The organism is Streptococcus gingivalis, assembly GCF_035544715.1.
GTDB classification, from domain to species: domain Bacteria; phylum Bacillota; class Bacilli; order Lactobacillales; family Streptococcaceae; genus Streptococcus; species Streptococcus gingivalis.
Genome location: NZ_JAYKTO010000002.1, coordinates 507,078 through 521,668 on the forward strand (window position 1 = coordinate 507,078; position 14,591 = coordinate 521,668).

At 38.8% G+C, this 14,591-nt stretch carries 17 protein-coding genes; 15 read left to right on the top strand and 2 right to left on the bottom strand.

Annotated features, from left to right (window positions below; genetic code table 11):
• The first annotated feature begins 179 nt into the window (after positions 1-179).
• The 10 genes from tsaB to SM122_RS08965 all read left to right on the top strand — a co-directional run bounded on the left by tsaB (position 180) and on the right by SM122_RS08965 (position 7,300).
• A complete protein-coding gene (gene tsaB / locus SM122_RS08920) occupies positions 180-863 on the top strand; it encodes a tRNA (adenosine(37)-N6)-threonylcarbamoyltransferase complex dimerization subunit type 1 TsaB (protein ID WP_195327002.1) in 684 nt (227 codons plus the stop codon).
• A complete protein-coding gene (gene rimI, locus SM122_RS08925; RefSeq protein ID WP_024054742.1) occupies positions 860-1,297 on the top strand; it encodes a ribosomal protein S18-alanine N-acetyltransferase in 438 nt (145 codons plus the stop codon). The genes tsaB and rimI overlap by 4 nt, the downstream gene beginning before the upstream one ends.
• Positions 1,287-2,297 (top strand): tRNA (adenosine(37)-N6)-threonylcarbamoyltransferase complex transferase subunit TsaD, encoded by a 1,011-nt coding sequence (tsaD, locus tag SM122_RS08930; RefSeq protein WP_024054743.1) that lies wholly within the window; start codon positions 1,287-1,289, stop codon positions 2,295-2,297. The genes rimI and tsaD overlap by 11 nt, the downstream gene beginning before the upstream one ends.
• 137 nt (positions 2,298-2,434) lie before the next feature.
• Positions 2,435-3,427, top strand: a complete 993-nt coding sequence (locus SM122_RS08935; RefSeq protein ID WP_195327001.1) for a hypothetical protein — start codon at positions 2,435-2,437, stop codon at positions 3,425-3,427.
• A 45-nt stretch (positions 3,428-3,472) separates the two neighbouring features.
• Positions 3,473-4,030 (top strand): hypothetical protein, encoded by a 558-nt coding sequence (locus SM122_RS08940; protein ID WP_195327000.1) that lies wholly within the window; start codon positions 3,473-3,475, stop codon positions 4,028-4,030.
• A 126-nt stretch (positions 4,031-4,156) separates the two neighbouring features.
• A complete protein-coding gene (locus tag SM122_RS08945; RefSeq protein ID WP_195326999.1) occupies positions 4,157-4,825 on the top strand; it encodes a DUF443 domain-containing protein in 669 nt (222 codons plus the stop codon).
• A 6-nt stretch (positions 4,826-4,831) separates the two neighbouring features.
• Positions 4,832-5,416, top strand: coding sequence for a membrane lipoprotein lipid attachment site-containing protein (locus tag SM122_RS08950; RefSeq protein WP_195326998.1), 585 nt, complete (start codon positions 4,832-4,834; stop codon positions 5,414-5,416).
• Between the two features lie 110 nt (positions 5,417-5,526).
• A complete protein-coding gene (locus SM122_RS08955; RefSeq protein WP_070466628.1) occupies positions 5,527-6,222 on the top strand; it encodes an AzlC family ABC transporter permease in 696 nt (231 codons plus the stop codon).
• The gene (locus SM122_RS08960; RefSeq protein ID WP_371609001.1) at positions 6,209-6,535 is read left to right on the top strand and encodes an AzlD domain-containing protein; all 327 of its coding nucleotides are present in this window, start codon (positions 6,209-6,211) and stop codon (positions 6,533-6,535) included. The genes SM122_RS08955 and SM122_RS08960 overlap by 14 nt, the downstream gene beginning before the upstream one ends.
• A 102-nt stretch (positions 6,536-6,637) precedes the next feature.
• Entirely contained in the window at positions 6,638-7,300 is a 663-nt protein-coding gene (locus tag SM122_RS08965) for a hypothetical protein (RefSeq protein ID WP_049507503.1), read from the top strand.
• Positions 7,301-7,347: 47 nt separating this feature from the next.
• Here SM122_RS08965 and gla read toward each other — a convergent pair whose 3' ends face one another.
• Positions 7,348-8,220 (bottom strand): aquaglyceroporin Gla, encoded by an 873-nt coding sequence (gene gla, locus SM122_RS08970; RefSeq protein ID WP_195326997.1) that lies wholly within the window; start codon positions 8,218-8,220, stop codon positions 7,348-7,350.
• 121 nt (positions 8,221-8,341) lie between these two features.
• Positions 8,342-9,514: a BaiN/RdsA family NAD(P)/FAD-dependent oxidoreductase gene (locus SM122_RS08975; protein ID WP_195326996.1), complete on the bottom strand. Its 1,173-nt coding sequence runs from the start codon at positions 9,512-9,514 to the stop codon at positions 8,342-8,344.
• Between the two features lie 236 nt (positions 9,515-9,750).
• Here SM122_RS08975 and SM122_RS08980 point away from each other — a divergent pair, with 236 nt between their 5' ends.
• The 5 genes from SM122_RS08980 to SM122_RS09000 all read left to right on the top strand — a co-directional run bounded on the left by SM122_RS08980 (position 9,751) and on the right by SM122_RS09000 (position 14,421).
• On the top strand, positions 9,751-10,131 hold the full coding sequence (locus SM122_RS08980; RefSeq protein ID WP_041818372.1) for a CidA/LrgA family protein: 381 nt from the start codon (positions 9,751-9,753) through the stop codon (positions 10,129-10,131).
• Positions 10,124-10,819: an LrgB family protein gene (locus tag SM122_RS08985; RefSeq protein ID WP_003008843.1), complete on the top strand. Its 696-nt coding sequence runs from the start codon at positions 10,124-10,126 to the stop codon at positions 10,817-10,819. The genes SM122_RS08980 and SM122_RS08985 overlap by 8 nt, the downstream gene beginning before the upstream one ends.
• 505 nt (positions 10,820-11,324) lie before the next feature.
• Entirely contained in the window at positions 11,325-12,263 is a 939-nt protein-coding gene (locus tag SM122_RS08990) for a cell wall-binding protein (protein ID WP_324738264.1), read from the top strand.
• 391 nt (positions 12,264-12,654) lie between these two features.
• Positions 12,655-13,608, top strand: coding sequence for an N-acetylmuramoyl-L-alanine amidase family protein (locus SM122_RS08995; protein ID WP_195326994.1), 954 nt, complete (start codon positions 12,655-12,657; stop codon positions 13,606-13,608).
• Between the two features lie 450 nt (positions 13,609-14,058).
• Positions 14,059-14,421 (top strand): hypothetical protein, encoded by a 363-nt coding sequence (locus SM122_RS09000; RefSeq protein WP_324738265.1) that lies wholly within the window; start codon positions 14,059-14,061, stop codon positions 14,419-14,421.
• Positions 14,422-14,591: the final 170 nt, after the last annotated feature.

Here is a 14,591-nt window from a genome sequence, read left to right on the forward strand (position 1 = left end):
ATATCATAAATTCGCCTGTAAGTAAAAGATAGACTGGAAAAGTCAGAGAGGCAAAGACCTATAATAGAGAAGCTTTTGAGCGGTTTTGGATAGGAAAATCCTGCGCTCTAGAGGAGAGTTTCGCTGGGATTTGAAGGGAATTTGTAGTATAATATAATCCAGTTCAAGAGGAGTAGGAAATGAAATTATTAGCATTTGATACCTCGAGTAAGGCTCTTTCTGTAGCGATTTTAGAAGATGAGACTCTACTTGCAGAAACAACATTAACCATTAAAAAGAATCATAGTATTACCTTGATGCCGGTCATCGATTTTTTGATGCAACAAATTGACTTGACACCCAAGGACTTGGACCGCATCGTGGTGGCAGAAGGTCCTGGGAGTTACACTGGGCTGCGCATTGCAGTCGCAACCGCAAAGACCTTGGCTCATACTTTAGGGATTGAATTGGTCGGGGTTTCGAGCCTCTTAGCCTTAGTGCCAGATGATCTAGAAGGTTTGGTAGTTCCTATCATGGATGCCCGTCGAAACAACGTTTATGCAGGTTTTTACCAAGAAGATCAGCTGGTTGCACCAGAAGGGCATTTTCCATTTGAGGAAGTCCTAGATCGTGCAGCAACGAGTGAGCAGGTCACCTTTGTCGGAGAAGTCACTGCCTTTAAGGAACAGATTGCCTCCAGCCTGCCAAGAGCTACTTACTATGAAACCTTGCCAGATGCAGTGAAAATCGGACGTCTCGGTCTCAAACAAGCGCCTGTTAGCCTCCATGATTTTGTCCCTCATTATCTCAAACGGGTCGAAGCAGAGGAAAATTGGCTCAAAGACCACACGGAAACAACGACCTCTTACATCAAGCGTCTATGATGAAAGGAACAATCAAGAAAGGGAGCAGCCAGGATGCGGCTGCCATTCTCGCTGTCATGGAAGATGTCTATGAAGCGAGTCCCTGGAAGTTGGAGCAGATTGAAGCCGATTTAGAGCAGGAATCGACCTCCTATTTCCTAGCTGTGGATGAAGGACAAGTCCTTGGATTTGTCGCCATTCAAGAGACTCTCTATGAAGCAGAGGTCCTACAGATTGCGGTCAAGCGCGCCTTTCAAGGCCAAGGCCTAGCTCAGCAGTTACTCGCGCAGTTGCCGGACCATAAAGAAATTTTCTTAGAAGTGCGCGTGTCCAATCAACCGGCCCAAGGCCTATACAAAAAAATGCATTTTGAAGAAATTGCACGGAGGAAAAACTACTATCACGATCCCATAGAGGATGCTGTGATCATGAAGAGGAACCCAAATGAAAGATAGATATATTTTGGCTTTTGAGACATCTTGTGATGAGACCAGTGTGGCTGTCTTGAAAAATGACGACCAACTCTTGTCCAATGTCATTGCCAGTCAAATCGAAAGTCACAAGCGTTTTGGTGGGGTGGTGCCTGAGGTAGCCTCTCGTCACCATGTGGAAGTCATCACCGCTTGTATTGAAGAAGCCCTGGAAGAAGCCGGTATCACAGAAGCAGATGTCACAGCTGTGGCTGTCACCTACGGTCCAGGCCTAGTTGGAGCTCTTTTAGTCGGCCTAGCTGCAGCCAAGGCCTTTGCCTGGGCGCATGGACTTCCTTTGATTCCTGTCAATCATATGGCAGGGCATTTGATGGCCGCTCAAAGCGTCGAGCCCTTAGAGTTTCCGCTTTTGGCCTTGCTGGTGAGTGGAGGACATACAGAACTAGTCTACGTCAGTGAAGCGGGTGATTATAAGATCGTCGGAGAGACCCGTGATGATGCTGTCGGAGAGGCTTATGACAAGGTTGGGCGCGTGATGGGCTTGACCTATCCAGCAGGACGTGAGATTGATCAGCTGGCCCACCAAGGGGCTGATATCTATGATTTCCCTCGGGCCATGATCAAGGAAGACAATCTGGAATTCTCCTTTTCAGGACTCAAATCTGCCTTTATCAATCTGCACCATAATGCCGAGCAAAAAGGAGAAAGTCTCTCCAATGCAGACTTGTCTGCAAGTTTTCAGGCAGCCGTACTAGACATTCTCATGGCCAAGACCAAGAAGGCCTTAGAAAAATATCCGGTCAAAACCCTGGTCGTTGCTGGTGGGGTCGCAGCTAACCAAGGTCTTCGCGAACGCTTGGCTTCTGAGATCACAGATGTTAAGGTCATCATTCCGCCTCTGCGCCTCTGCGGGGATAATGCAGGGATGATCGCCTATGCCAGTGTCAGTGAGTGGAACAAAGAAAACTTCGCAGGCTGGGACCTCAACGCCAAACCAAGCCTAGCCTTTGAAGGAATTGAATAAGAAAAAGGAGCCAATTGGATGTGCGATTCCAATGGCTTTTTTGCTGGGATCTCACCAACTAGTAGCGGATTTGCGAGGTGAAAGAAAATTCGGTATGATAGAAGGAATAAAACCTAGATGGAAGAGAGGGAAGTCGGATGGTACGAAACAGAAATAAAATTAAACAGAATGTAGTTGTATATTCTAGCTTAATTTTACTAGGAATGGGGTTTATTTTATTTCTTTTTGGTTGCTCAAAATATTTGAAGGAAGATACTAAGAGATCTACTAATGGAGATGAAAATGAATATTTTAATACTTATAATCTTAATGCAGATATCCAGGATTTTCAATTTATCCATGCTAAAAATGGTATAGTAGTTGAATGGAAGTTTGAAAATAATAAAGTAGCAAAAGCAGTCAATTCCCCTGATTGGATTAGAGTAAATCAACATTATCTTGTTAGAGCGAGGGAGAAATTAAGACTAGCGTCTGCCTCTAAAAAAATGAAGTCAGATGAATACTCGTATTTAGATGTCTTTGATTTAACCAATAAAAAAGCCTCTAAGAAAGAAGTTAATGTTTGGAAATTAATGGTTAACTATTTAAAAAATGATAATTTTGAATTGGTTGGAACCTTGCCAACTCTAAGAAGGATAGAAAACAATGATTATGTTGTTATTAGAATAAATGATCAACTAACATATCGTTATTTCTTACTTAATCTTAAAACACTTAAAATTGATAAAGAAACAACGGAAGAAAAATTAAATGAGAAGAATAGAGTGTATCTCTTTATTTCTACCCGTAAAGGTTACACTGCTGGAGTTCTTCCGTTTGATAATGGATTTTGGAAGGAAAAATCTTTCAAAGGGGATATCAATTTAAGAGCGTCTTATCCGACAGCATTTAAACTCTTTTCAAAACCAGAAGGTTTTGCTTATAAAGTGATCAATTCTGAGAATGGTGCCATTACGAATGGGAAAGAACTGATTGATCTAGAAACAGAATTTCTTACATTAGGTTCCTCTGTGTACGATTATGCCTATCTGCCTAAAGAACTGAGTATTGAAAATAAAGATACGAAAATCTCTCAATTCGATGAGATTCAACAGTATTATAATGGTAAATCTGTTTCAAATTGGCACTGAGAGAATTTTTAGGAAACATACAAGGAGAGTGAAAAAGAGGTTGTTATGCAAACAATGATTAATTTAGGGATATGGGAGAACAAGAATTACCATTTTGATTGGGAGGAAAAAATCTTACTAGAAGAGACATCTTCTCCTAACTACTGGTCTTATGTACTTCTCCCTATTACATTATTTATTATCAACAAAATTTCGGATGGATTAGCGGAGGCTGGAATATTTGACAATCAGTTGGTACGACTTGGAACGATTCCAATTTTAGGTGTTATCTCCTACTTCTTAGCTGCGTGGATCATTCGATATTACCATGCAAGTCTGAAATTACAGCCATCCAAGTTGGATGTGGATCAGTGCAAGAAGTTAATCAAGGCATTAAAGAGACGGAAGGTCTACTTTACATTTCTGGTCAATCTTTTTAGGTGCCTAACTGTAGCCGCTATTCTTTTGTTTGTCATCGGAAATGAAACCATTGCAGTACTCTTTTTGCTCATTAGTTTTATAGTGATATTTATGTTTAAATTTGATTATCAATTATCCAAATGGCCTGATATGATAGAGATCATTGCCAAAAAAGTAGAAAAGGAAGATAAGGAAAGTTTCTAAAATAGCATAGGTAGTGAGTTAAGTGAGTGAAGCCTCATCTGGAAGAACGGGAGTCGAAGGAAGCTGAGTTTGACTGCTTTACATGGTCTAGGCTGCTATCCTGAAAGTATGTAGGAAGTAAATAGGATGTTAGAATATAAAGAAACAAGTATTTTCTGTCATCAACTGGTAGAGTACGATGGCAAAAAATTTCTGTTAGATGCTAGTACCATGAAGCCTAAGTTCTATTATTGGGGGTTGCCAACGGAAGCTATCACTGTTGAGATGATGGAAGTAGATAAAAAAGTTACAATTCCAGGCACACCCATCCATAAAATAAATGGAGGAACAGTAGCTATCATAGTCCAGCCATTTGTTGGAGTGGTTTATAGTCTCTTAAAAAAGCTATTCAGTGAGTATGCCATTAGTCAACAAATTTTTCTAAAGATAGTCTTATTTGTGGTTGCCATGCTTATATCTTATGTGCTCTTCCGATGTTCTGTAGAAAAGGCACGTAAAAAGGTCAAGAATCTATTTCCTACAGCAAGGAAGAGATATATTGTGACTTTCAAGCCGATAGCAGAAAGAAAGCAAATTTTTGATGCCCATCTATTAAATCTTGTCTTACTGGCCTGTTTAGCTATGTATTTATTTAATAATAATGGTCAAGAAGGTATCTTTTTAGTGATAGGCGGTATTCTTACAGCTTTTCTATTGACCTTCGAATTTGGTAAAGTTCCAGTTCTTTTAGGAGCTAAAACAGGGAATTTAAGTCTTGATAGTGTAGAAGAGATCATCATTGAAAAAAGTAACTAGAATAGAATGGACAAGAATAAAAGAGTAGAAATCATGAAAAAAACAATCGTTTTGTTAGTAGCGCTTCTATCATTAACAGCATGCGCCCAGTCTCGACAGGACTCAAAAGATTCTTCGCCGAGTAAAACGGAGCAGACTTCAAAAGAGTCCTCAGCTGTTAAAAATGAAAAAGGCTTGCAGTTTGTGGTGGGACCACAATATGAAGGAACAGAATCAAACTTAATTGATCTAGGGAAGAAATTAACCAAGGAACATCCAGAACTAGGAAATCAAGGAAGCCTATCGGTCAACTATACTGGCGCAACTTTCTCATCCAATCAACAAGAATATGCCGTATTTCTATTGATTAACAAAGCTGGACTTCAAATTGATAAGGATTTTGAGTTTTCATTGAGTTGGAAATATGATGGGCAATTCATTTATCAACATCAACGGATTGGCTATAAAATTAGTGACAGTGGAACATTGCCTGATCAATCTGCCACGATTTTGACCTTGCCAATATCCAGCGAGCAAAAACAAATTGTCGAGAGCATGACACAAGAAGAAAAGATGTCATTAGAAATGTCGGATTTAAAAGTGAATCAGTAGGGGAGAGATAGAAATATATCGAGGGCTTATCCATTCTCTCTCATTGGTCCTTTTTCAAGCTTTTTTCTTGTGTTATAATAGAGCTCAATGATTCAGAAAGGAGTGAGAGAGTGGAAAAAGATTTTTGGCAGGGGGTGAGGGATGCACTGCCGACAGCTCTAGGCTATATCAGTATCGGCCTGGCTTGCGGTGTGGTGGCGTCTCCCTATCTTTCTCCTTTGGAGATGGCCTTGATGAGTATTCTAGTCTATGCTGGGGCGGCTCAGTTTGCGATGATCTCTCTGATTGCGGCCCACTCTTCGATCTTGAATATGGCCTTGACCGTGTGTTTGATCAATCTCCGGAATATGTTGATGAGTCTGCATACGTCCTCTGATTTTAAGGATGCGAGTCTCGCTCATACCATTGGGATTGGAAGCCTCTTGACCGATGAGAGTTATGGGGTTTACTTGAGTGAGAAGTTAAAGACGGATACTATTACAGTTCCTTGGATGCATGGGAACAATCTAGTAGGCTATGTAGCCTGGATCGGTGCGACGGTTATCGGAACAGCTCTGGGATCTCTCCTACCAGATCCAAAGGCTTTTGGGCTTGATTTTGCCTTAGTGGCTATGTTTATTGGGATTTTTGCAGCCCAGTTTCAAGGTATGCAACTGACAGAAAAGACCAAGACCATGCTAATGGTGCTCTTAGCAGTAGCAGTGAGTTTCTTTCTCTTCCTCTTTTTTGTTTCGCAACCGCTAGCAGTGCTAGCTGCGACCTTGATCGGCTGTTTTGTGGGGGTGGTCTGTGATGCGTGTGAATAGTTCTATCTTCATGACCATTCTGGCCTCAGCCCTCGTTACCTGGATTCCTCGGATCTTACCCTTCCTCTTAGTTAAATACAAGGGACTGCCGGCTCCTGTGACCCGCTTTCTCAAATACCTGCCCATTTCCATTATCTTTGCCTTGGTTTTATCGAGTTTAGTAGAGGGGAAAATGGGAAGTCTCCCGCAGTTCCACTGGTTGGACCTCATGGTGACCATTCCTAGCTTCTTTGTAGCCTTTCGTTACAAAAACCTTATGGGAACCGTTTTGTTTGGAATTGTCTTGATCGCTCTATTACGATTGACATTTTAAATGCAAAAATATGTTACAAAAAAATTACAATTGTTACAAAAAAACTTGATATTTGTAATAATTGAGGTATAATGGGAGTCAGAAAGATAAAGAGGTGATCTTATGAAAAAATCAATCTTCCGTTGGAGTGCCGCTGTTCTGGTGGCTGCTTCACTTGGTCTAGCTCTCGGTGGTTGTGGTGCTAAGGATAAAAAGACAGCTTCCTCCTCCGCAAAAGTATCTACCAGTAAGGTAGAGAAAAAAACCAAAAGTAATAGCAAAAAGAGTGCAGCATCTTCTGCTCAAGCAAAAGATACAGCTAGCTCTTCAACTCAAGCCAGTAGCGCGACAGGTACAAAAGACTCTAGTAAGACCGAGAATGCGTCTGCTACGACGCAAGCTACTGTCCCTGCAGAACTAGTGGGAACTTGGGTAGGATCTAGTCCACAAGCGGATGCGATTAAAATGACAGTGGATGCCAATGGAAATGTGACAACAGTGGTAAGCTTCAAAAATGACAGCGAACCGACTCGGACGGCGACCTATACGGCAAGAGCCGTCCAAGCAACTGGAAATATCTACTATTGGAATGTTGAAGGCTTTGATGGGGCTGATGCCTTGCTCCCTGGGATCACAGGCTTAGGTGGAGCAAACTTCCGATTTGAGCCTGGTTTTGTCTTGGAAGAAGGACACTATACACCGATTGTTTTCACAACGGATCTCAATACAGAATTTGACTATACTAAATACAATGATTTCCGCTTTTCATTAACCAAAGAACAATAAAAAGACGAACTCGATGGAAAATCGAGTTCGTCTTTTTAGTCATTAGATTATCCAAGATAGATAACTTTGAACAATAGTACAGCTAAGATAGCAGCAAGAATTGGGGCTACAACGGGTACCCAAGCATACCACCATTTAGAATCACCCTTGTGCTCTCCTAAGACAGACTTTGGAAGGAAGGCGTGAACCAAACGAGGACCAAAGTCACGTGCAGGGTTCAAACCAGGTCCAGTAGGACCACCGAGTGATGTGACAAGAGCCATAACAAGGAAACCAAGGGCCAAGTGAGCAATTCCTAGACCAGGGGCATGTGCTTGTGATAAAGCCAATTTCGCTGCTGTTGAGGTAGCATCGAAGACTCCTCCTTGTTCAGTAGCAGCTTTTTGTGCAAGGCCTGCAACTTCTGCACCGAAGAAATTCTTGGTTAATCCAAGTGCACAAAAGAAAAGGACGAAAGATCCTGCAAACTCGTTGATAAAACCATTGATGGTAGCAGCCTTACGTGATTCAGGAGTTCCTTTATCCAAACTAGAAATCGTTGAGAATGTTCCCAAGATGTTGTTAGGATTTTCAGTCTGGAGATAGTATGGACGGTGAGCTGCAACGACAACCAATTGTCCAAACATAGCTCCAAGAAGTTGAGCAGCGATGTATGGTAAAACATTGGCCCATGGGAAGAGTCCGCTAACCGCAAGTCCAAGAGTAAAGGCTGGATTAATGTGGTTTCCTGAAACGTTACCAAACATCAAGGCTGGCATCATGACACCCATTCCGTACCCGATCGCAATGACAAGCCATCCGCTTTGATGACCTTTAGTTCCTTTTAATTCAACGTTTGCAACAGCACCGTTTCCGAGAATAAGTAGCAATGCTGTCCCGAAAAACTCAGTCATGAGTTTAACACTAAAATCAAAATCCATGATTCTAATAATCTCCTTTATAAATTTTATACCAATCCATTCTATCAAGTAAATACTAACTTGTAAAGAATTTTTAAAAATTTTATTTCAATAGATGAATAATAAAGTTAGTGAATTTCTATCAGTAATGAGGGCTTCCTGCTACCCAACCGGTACAGAGGGCGGATGTGATATTAAAACCGCCTGTATGGGCATTGATATCGAGGACCTCTCCTGCAAAGTGGAGTCCAGGAACTAGCTTACTTTCTAAGGTTTTAGGGTTGATTTCTTTGAGGCTAACCCCTCCCTTGGTCACAAAGGATTTGGCTAGAGACATCTTACCAGTGACTGGAATGGGCATTTCTTTTATCTTTTGGATCAGCTCTTCTGTCTGACTAGGAGTCAGCTGTTTGGCTTTTTCAGGGAATCCTTGGGCTAAGAAATCAGCTAGACGCTCAGGAAGAAGGGTTTTGAGGCTATTTTTAATGGTCTTTTCTCGATGCTCTTCGAGGAAGTCTTTTAGATCTTGAGAAGAAGTGGTTGGCAGGAGATCCAGAGACAAGATTTCCCCGCCCTTAACAAAGCTGGACATCCGAAGAGCTGCAGGACCCGAAAGTCCAAAATGAGTAAAGAGAAGATCGTGGGTGATCATGTGTTTGTCATAGCTCAGTGTGATATCTGTTAGCGAGATTCCTTGCAAGGCCTTATGGGGAAAATCTGTCAACAGAGGACTCTCTGCCGCTTCGAGATCGGTGATGGTATGCTTGAAGTGACGGGCAATCTCATACCCATAACCCGTAGAGCCAGTCGATGGGTAAGATTTGCCACCAGTTGTAACGACTAGCTTGTCAGCTGTCCACGTATGCTCAGAAGACTTGATGATAAAGACGTCCTCGGGCTTGGTGACAGAAACCACTTCACAGTTGGTGGCAATGCTAGCACCTAGCTCAAGGATCTTATTCTCTAAGGCTTGAATAATGGTGCGAGATTGATCACTAGCAGGAAAGACCCGGCCATGGTCTTCGACTTTTAGCTTGACGCCATTATCGGTGAAAAATTGGATGATATCATGATTATCAAATTGGGAAAACACACTGTAAAGGAAGCGCCCATTTCCAGGGATACCGGCCATCAAATCGTCTAAGGTTCCGTTGTTCGTGACATTACAGCGACCTCCTCCGGTACCAGCAAGTTTCTTACCGAGCCTTTTATTTTTTTCGATCAGTAGTGTAGGTTGGCCATAAGAGGCGCTGGCAATGGTCGCCATCATACCTGCTGGGCCACCACCGATGACAATGGTGTGAAAATGAGTCATGTAGATCCTTTCATGTTAACTTAACCGTTTTTGGTTTCATTGTATCATAAAATGGATGTCATGAATCAAAATAGTAGCTTCAATTTTTGGTAATTTGTTTTATTTTTTTAGAAAAAAGCTTGCAAATTTTCCGAAAAGGAGTAAACTGATAGGGATAAATGGATGTTTACTTCTAAGTAAGCAGAAGCGAGGATACGAATCCTTATTGGAAATGATCCAAAAAAAGGGAGATGAAGATGAAATTATATGTACAACTGACGATTATATTCACGATTTCATTAATTGGTGAAATCATTTCGGATGGGTTGCACTTACCAATTCCTGGAAGTATGATCGGGCTGTTGATCCTATTTTTATTATTGCAGTTTAAGTTACTACGCATGCGCCACGTCAATATGGTAGGAAATTTTTTATTAGCAAACATGACGATTTTATTTCTTCCCCCTGCTGTCGGTATCATGGATAAATTTCATGTGATTGCTCCTTATCTATTTCCGATCATGTTGATTCTAGTTGGAGCCTTGGTTATCAATGTGGCTTTAATTGCAATTGTGGTTAGTTTTATAAAAAATCGTTTTGAAGGTGATTATCCAGAAGGGGGACGCAAGCATGGCTAATTTTGCGAGTAATCCTTTATTTGGGATTGTCTTATCTATTTGGGCTTATTTGATTGGAATGTTAATTTTCCGCAGGTATCCTCATCCAATAACAACGCCACTTTTAGTGGCTACAGTTATCGTTATCTTATTCTTAATGATTACAGGAATTTCTTATAAAGATTACTATGTCGGTGGTTCCCTGTTAAATCAGTTGATTGGACCATCGACAGTCGCCTTGGGGATTCCTCTCTATAAGAGTTTCCATTTGATGAAGCATCATGCACGGAGTATTCTGATCGGCTCGACAGTGGCAGTTATTGTGAATACGATTTTTACAGCATTGATCGCGAAAGCATTTGGAATGAAGTACTTTCTAGCCATTTCGCTCTTTCCAAAATCAGTTACGACTGCAATGGCAGTTGGGATTACTGAAAAAATGCAAGGAATTACGACCATCACTCTTGTGGTAGTTGTAGCAACTGGATTATTAACAAGTGTCTTGGGCCCAACGATATTGAAACTGTTAAAAATAAAAGATCCAGTGGCTATTGGTTTAGCCCTTGGCGGAACAGGACATGCAGTAGGAACAGGGACAGCGTTTAAGTATGGTCATGTGGCCGGTGCTATGGCAGGATTGGCAATTGGGATCACAGGAATTTTGTATGTATTCATTAGTCCAATTGTGGCTTCGATGATTTTATCCTAAAACAATTTATTATTTTTCTGAGAGAGGCTCAAAAAGGCTCTCTTTCATTTTGTAGTGAAAGCTTAAAAATCAATCCGGAGTGAAAGAAGCTTTTCATGATTACTATCCAAAGCTTTTCCAAGCGTCTAAAAAATGGTATAATGAACTGTAAATTTCAGAAGTTGGAAGGAATGTCATTACTATGATGAATATGCAAGACTTAATTTAAGATTCTTTAAGTCTTGTTATACATAGAAATATTGATTTTAAAGGATTTAGTCTTCGACATAATTAACAATTTTTAGATGTATTACACTATATTGGACAGTAAATGGACATTGACAGTGTTTTTGAAGAAAATAAATAGAGGCCTAAGCGTCTCTTTTATTATAAGCAAATTGTGCAAATTTTTTTGTTTCCCCTTGAATACATTGATAAAGTCCTCCTTATATTCACACATCATTTGATTTAGAGTAATAAACATGCTACAATGAAAGCGTATACAAAACGTAAGGAGGAAATGAAAATGAAAAAAACAACTAAGTTTTTGCTAGGTGGTGCATTAGTAATATTGTTTTTAACTCCAGTATCTCAAGTTAAGGCTGATTGGCATCAAGATAATGTTGGTTGGTGGTATTCACTAAATGATGGTTCTTATTATAAAAACACGGAAGCTAAGATTAACGAGAAGTGGTATAAATTTGATGAAAGAGGTTATATGATGACCGGCTGGCAGCTAATATGGGAGCGTAATGATAGTAATTATGGGATTATCAAAAACTGGTCTTATTTTGATCCAGTAAATGGTGATAAAAAACTGGGCTGGCAAAATATAGATGGAAAGTGGTATTACCTTACTAAAGACGGGGCACTTATGGGTAATCAAGACATAGATGGGAAATATTATTATTTTGATCCTGTTAATGGTGATATGAAAACGGGTTGGCTATCCGAACAACAAAATTCAAATACAATTTGGAATTATTTCGACCCTGAAAGTGGAGCCAAAGTAGAAGGTTGGCAAAACATAGATGGTAAATGGTATTACTTTCCTAAATATTATCATGCAGTAACTGGTTTCTGGAGTATAGATGGAAAAGATTATTATTTCGACCCGATTAATTGTGATATGCAAACAGGATGGGTATCTAAACAATACAATTATGGGACAGAAAAGTTGTATTTCGACCCTGTAAGTGGAGCCAAAGTAGAAGGTTGGCAAGAAATAGATGGGAAAAGGTATTACTTTGGTTGGAATGGGGCATTGAAACGGCATAAAAAAATAGATGGAAAAATGTATTATTTTGATCCAGATACTTATGAATTGAAGATAGGCTGGATTGAGGCGTTGGGAAACAAATATTATGCAGATCCTAACGATGGTGGGGCACTTGCAACAAATAAAACTTTAGTTATAGATGGTATTTCATACACATTCGATTACAATAGCATTCTTATCAAATAATGCGCCTTAACTGGTCAACACCTCAAAAGTCAATTTTTTCTAACTTTTGAGGTGTTTTTAACTATGAAAAAGAATTACATTATACAATCAGAGTGAGTTATTTGGTAGTTAAGAAGCTTCATTTAGATCCTTACTTATAGCTAGTCTTTGATAAAACTAGTTGCTAAACTTTTGATAATTTCTAAGTACGTAGGGAACGTTATTTTTAAAACTAGCTTTTGAGTTCTCTTCCAGATGACATTTTCTCTTATTTTATTTAAAAACGTACAGTGACAGACTTTATATTTTATTTGGTGATTACGACCTCACTCTATCCACACATTATTTGATTTAAAGTAATAAAGATGCTACAATGAAAGCGTATACATCTGGTGATATAAGGAGGAAAAAAATGAAAAAAATAACTAAGCTTTTGTTAGGTGGTGTATTAGTAATATTGCTTTTAGCTCTATCATCTCAAGTTAAGGCTGATTGGCATCAAGATAATATTGGCTGGTGGTATTCAACAAATAATGGATCTTATTATAAAGATACATTAGCTTATATTGACAAAAATGTTTATAGATTTGATGAAAGAGGTTATATGATAACCGGCTGGTATTTAGAGGAGTATAGGGAGCCTAATGGTAGACTATTCAAAGACTGGTCTTATTTTGATCCAGTGAGTGGAGCCCGATTAAAGGGGTGGCAACAGATAGATGGTAAATGGTATTACTTGTATTCATATTGGATAGCTAGAGGTAAGCAGATTATTGATGAAAAAAAATATTATTTTGATCCTGTTAATGGTGATATGAAAACAGGTTGGATATCTACACCAGGTCTTAATGGTACAGATTGGTCTTATTACGATCCAGTAAGTGGAGCCGCATTAAAGGGGTGGCAACAGATAGATGGTAAATGGTATTACTTTGCAGACTATTCTGTTCATAATCATGCATTAAAAGGATTCAATAATATAGGTGGAAAAGAATATTATTTCGATCCAGTTAATGCCGATATGAAAACAGGTTGGATATCCCGACAATCTGATGTTAAAAAATGGTATTATTATGACCCAGAAAGTGGAGAACGACTGTTAGGTTGGCAAGACATAGATGGGAAGAAGTATTACCTTACATCAGAAGGGGCATATTGTGGTTATACTTATACTATAGATGGGAAACTTTATAATTTTGATCCAGTTACTTGCGAATTGAAAACAGGCTGGCTTGATTTAAACGGATTAAGATCTTATGCAGATCCAAATGATGGTGGTGCATTTGCATCAAATAAAACTTTAATAATAGACGGTATTTCATACACATTTGATTCTGGAGGTTCTCTTATTAACAATATACCTTAATTGATCAGCACCTTGAAAGTTAGATTTTTTTCTAACTTTCAAGGTGTTTTTAACTATAAAGTAATGTTATAATCTATGATTTTAGGAAGTAAGTATATAGATTAAAAAACTTTTAAAGGTCACTGACAAATTAAGGTGAAACTAAATCTTTTAGAGTCGCTTTATATCAAGAAATATAGGATTTCAATTTCCTCTTTATTCTGGTAAATACTAGTAAGTTTTTAGTTGATACTGTCAATAATTTTGATTAACACTCCGTAACTCTACTTGAGTGTTTATACATAATTATTGACAGTATCGAAAAAACTTTTCGAAAAATTTATACTTCCCCTAAAGTTAATTATTTTCTGTTATAATAGACATTTCTTCATTTTTCCGTTATAACAGACAATGACATACTTTTGTAATATTATTTTGGTATAATTAAAATCACAGAAGGAGGTAAAGATTTTGAGAAAAATAATAGGCATACTACTACTTTCATTATCAATAATTACGTTAATTGCTTGCTCTAAAAACAACTACCAATCTTTAGATGGTGAGTATTATTGGATCTCAAGTGAAAGAAACGAGTTAGCGTTTATTATTAAAGGAAATAATGCTTCCATTGAGCATGGAGAAGCCGATGGCTTTACCATTAACAAACAAAAGAATACGATCGAATTAACTGGACAAAATATTGCAAGTCGAACAGAAGAATATTCATTTAAAGATGGGGTCTTTTCTGTTGATATTAGTGGAGTTAAGCACGACTACTATCTTAAAGGTAGCGAAGCATATAAAAATGCACTAAAACAATATGGATATAAATAACATCATTCACACCTATTTTACCGAATAGGTGTTTTTTTGTGCTGAATAGATTACTTCAAAAAACTTTTAAGCTTATTCTTAACCGAATAGTTTATATTTCATGCAAATTAGTTTAATCAAAGAGATTGATTATATTTTATTATATAATGTATTCATGAATAATTTAAAAG

Excerpts from the sequence above, each read along its gene's own strand:
- tsaB (WP_195327002.1), top strand. The coding sequence starts at position 180 with ATGAAATTATTAGCATTTGATACCTCGAGTAAGGCTCTTTCTGTAGCG.
- rimI (WP_024054742.1), top strand. The coding sequence starts at position 860 with ATGATGAAAGGAACAATCAAGAAAGGGAGCAGCCAGGATGCGGCTGCC.
- tsaD (WP_024054743.1), top strand. The coding sequence starts at position 1,287 with ATGAAAGATAGATATATTTTGGCTTTTGAGACATCTTGTGATGAGACC.
- SM122_RS08935 (WP_195327001.1), top strand. The coding sequence starts at position 2,435 with ATGGTACGAAACAGAAATAAAATTAAACAGAATGTAGTTGTATATTCT.
- SM122_RS08940 (WP_195327000.1), top strand. The coding sequence starts at position 3,473 with ATGCAAACAATGATTAATTTAGGGATATGGGAGAACAAGAATTACCAT.
- SM122_RS08945 (WP_195326999.1), top strand. The coding sequence starts at position 4,157 with ATGTTAGAATATAAAGAAACAAGTATTTTCTGTCATCAACTGGTAGAG.
- SM122_RS08950 (WP_195326998.1), top strand. The coding sequence starts at position 4,832 with ATGGACAAGAATAAAAGAGTAGAAATCATGAAAAAAACAATCGTTTTG.
- SM122_RS08960 (WP_371609001.1), top strand. The coding sequence starts at position 6,209 with ATGCGTGTGAATAGTTCTATCTTCATGACCATTCTGGCCTCAGCCCTC.
- SM122_RS08965 (WP_049507503.1), top strand. The coding sequence starts at position 6,638 with ATGAAAAAATCAATCTTCCGTTGGAGTGCCGCTGTTCTGGTGGCTGCT.
- gla (WP_195326997.1), bottom strand. The coding sequence starts at position 8,220 with ATGGATTTTGATTTTAGTGTTAAACTCATGACTGAGTTTTTCGGGACA.
- SM122_RS08975 (WP_195326996.1), bottom strand. The coding sequence starts at position 9,514 with ATGACTCATTTTCACACCATTGTCATCGGTGGTGGCCCAGCAGGTATG.
- SM122_RS08980 (WP_041818372.1), top strand. The coding sequence starts at position 9,751 with ATGAAATTATATGTACAACTGACGATTATATTCACGATTTCATTAATT.
- SM122_RS08985 (WP_003008843.1), top strand. The coding sequence starts at position 10,124 with ATGGCTAATTTTGCGAGTAATCCTTTATTTGGGATTGTCTTATCTATT.
- SM122_RS08990 (WP_324738264.1), top strand. The coding sequence starts at position 11,325 with ATGAAAAAAACAACTAAGTTTTTGCTAGGTGGTGCATTAGTAATATTG.
- SM122_RS08995 (WP_195326994.1), top strand. The coding sequence starts at position 12,655 with ATGAAAAAAATAACTAAGCTTTTGTTAGGTGGTGTATTAGTAATATTG.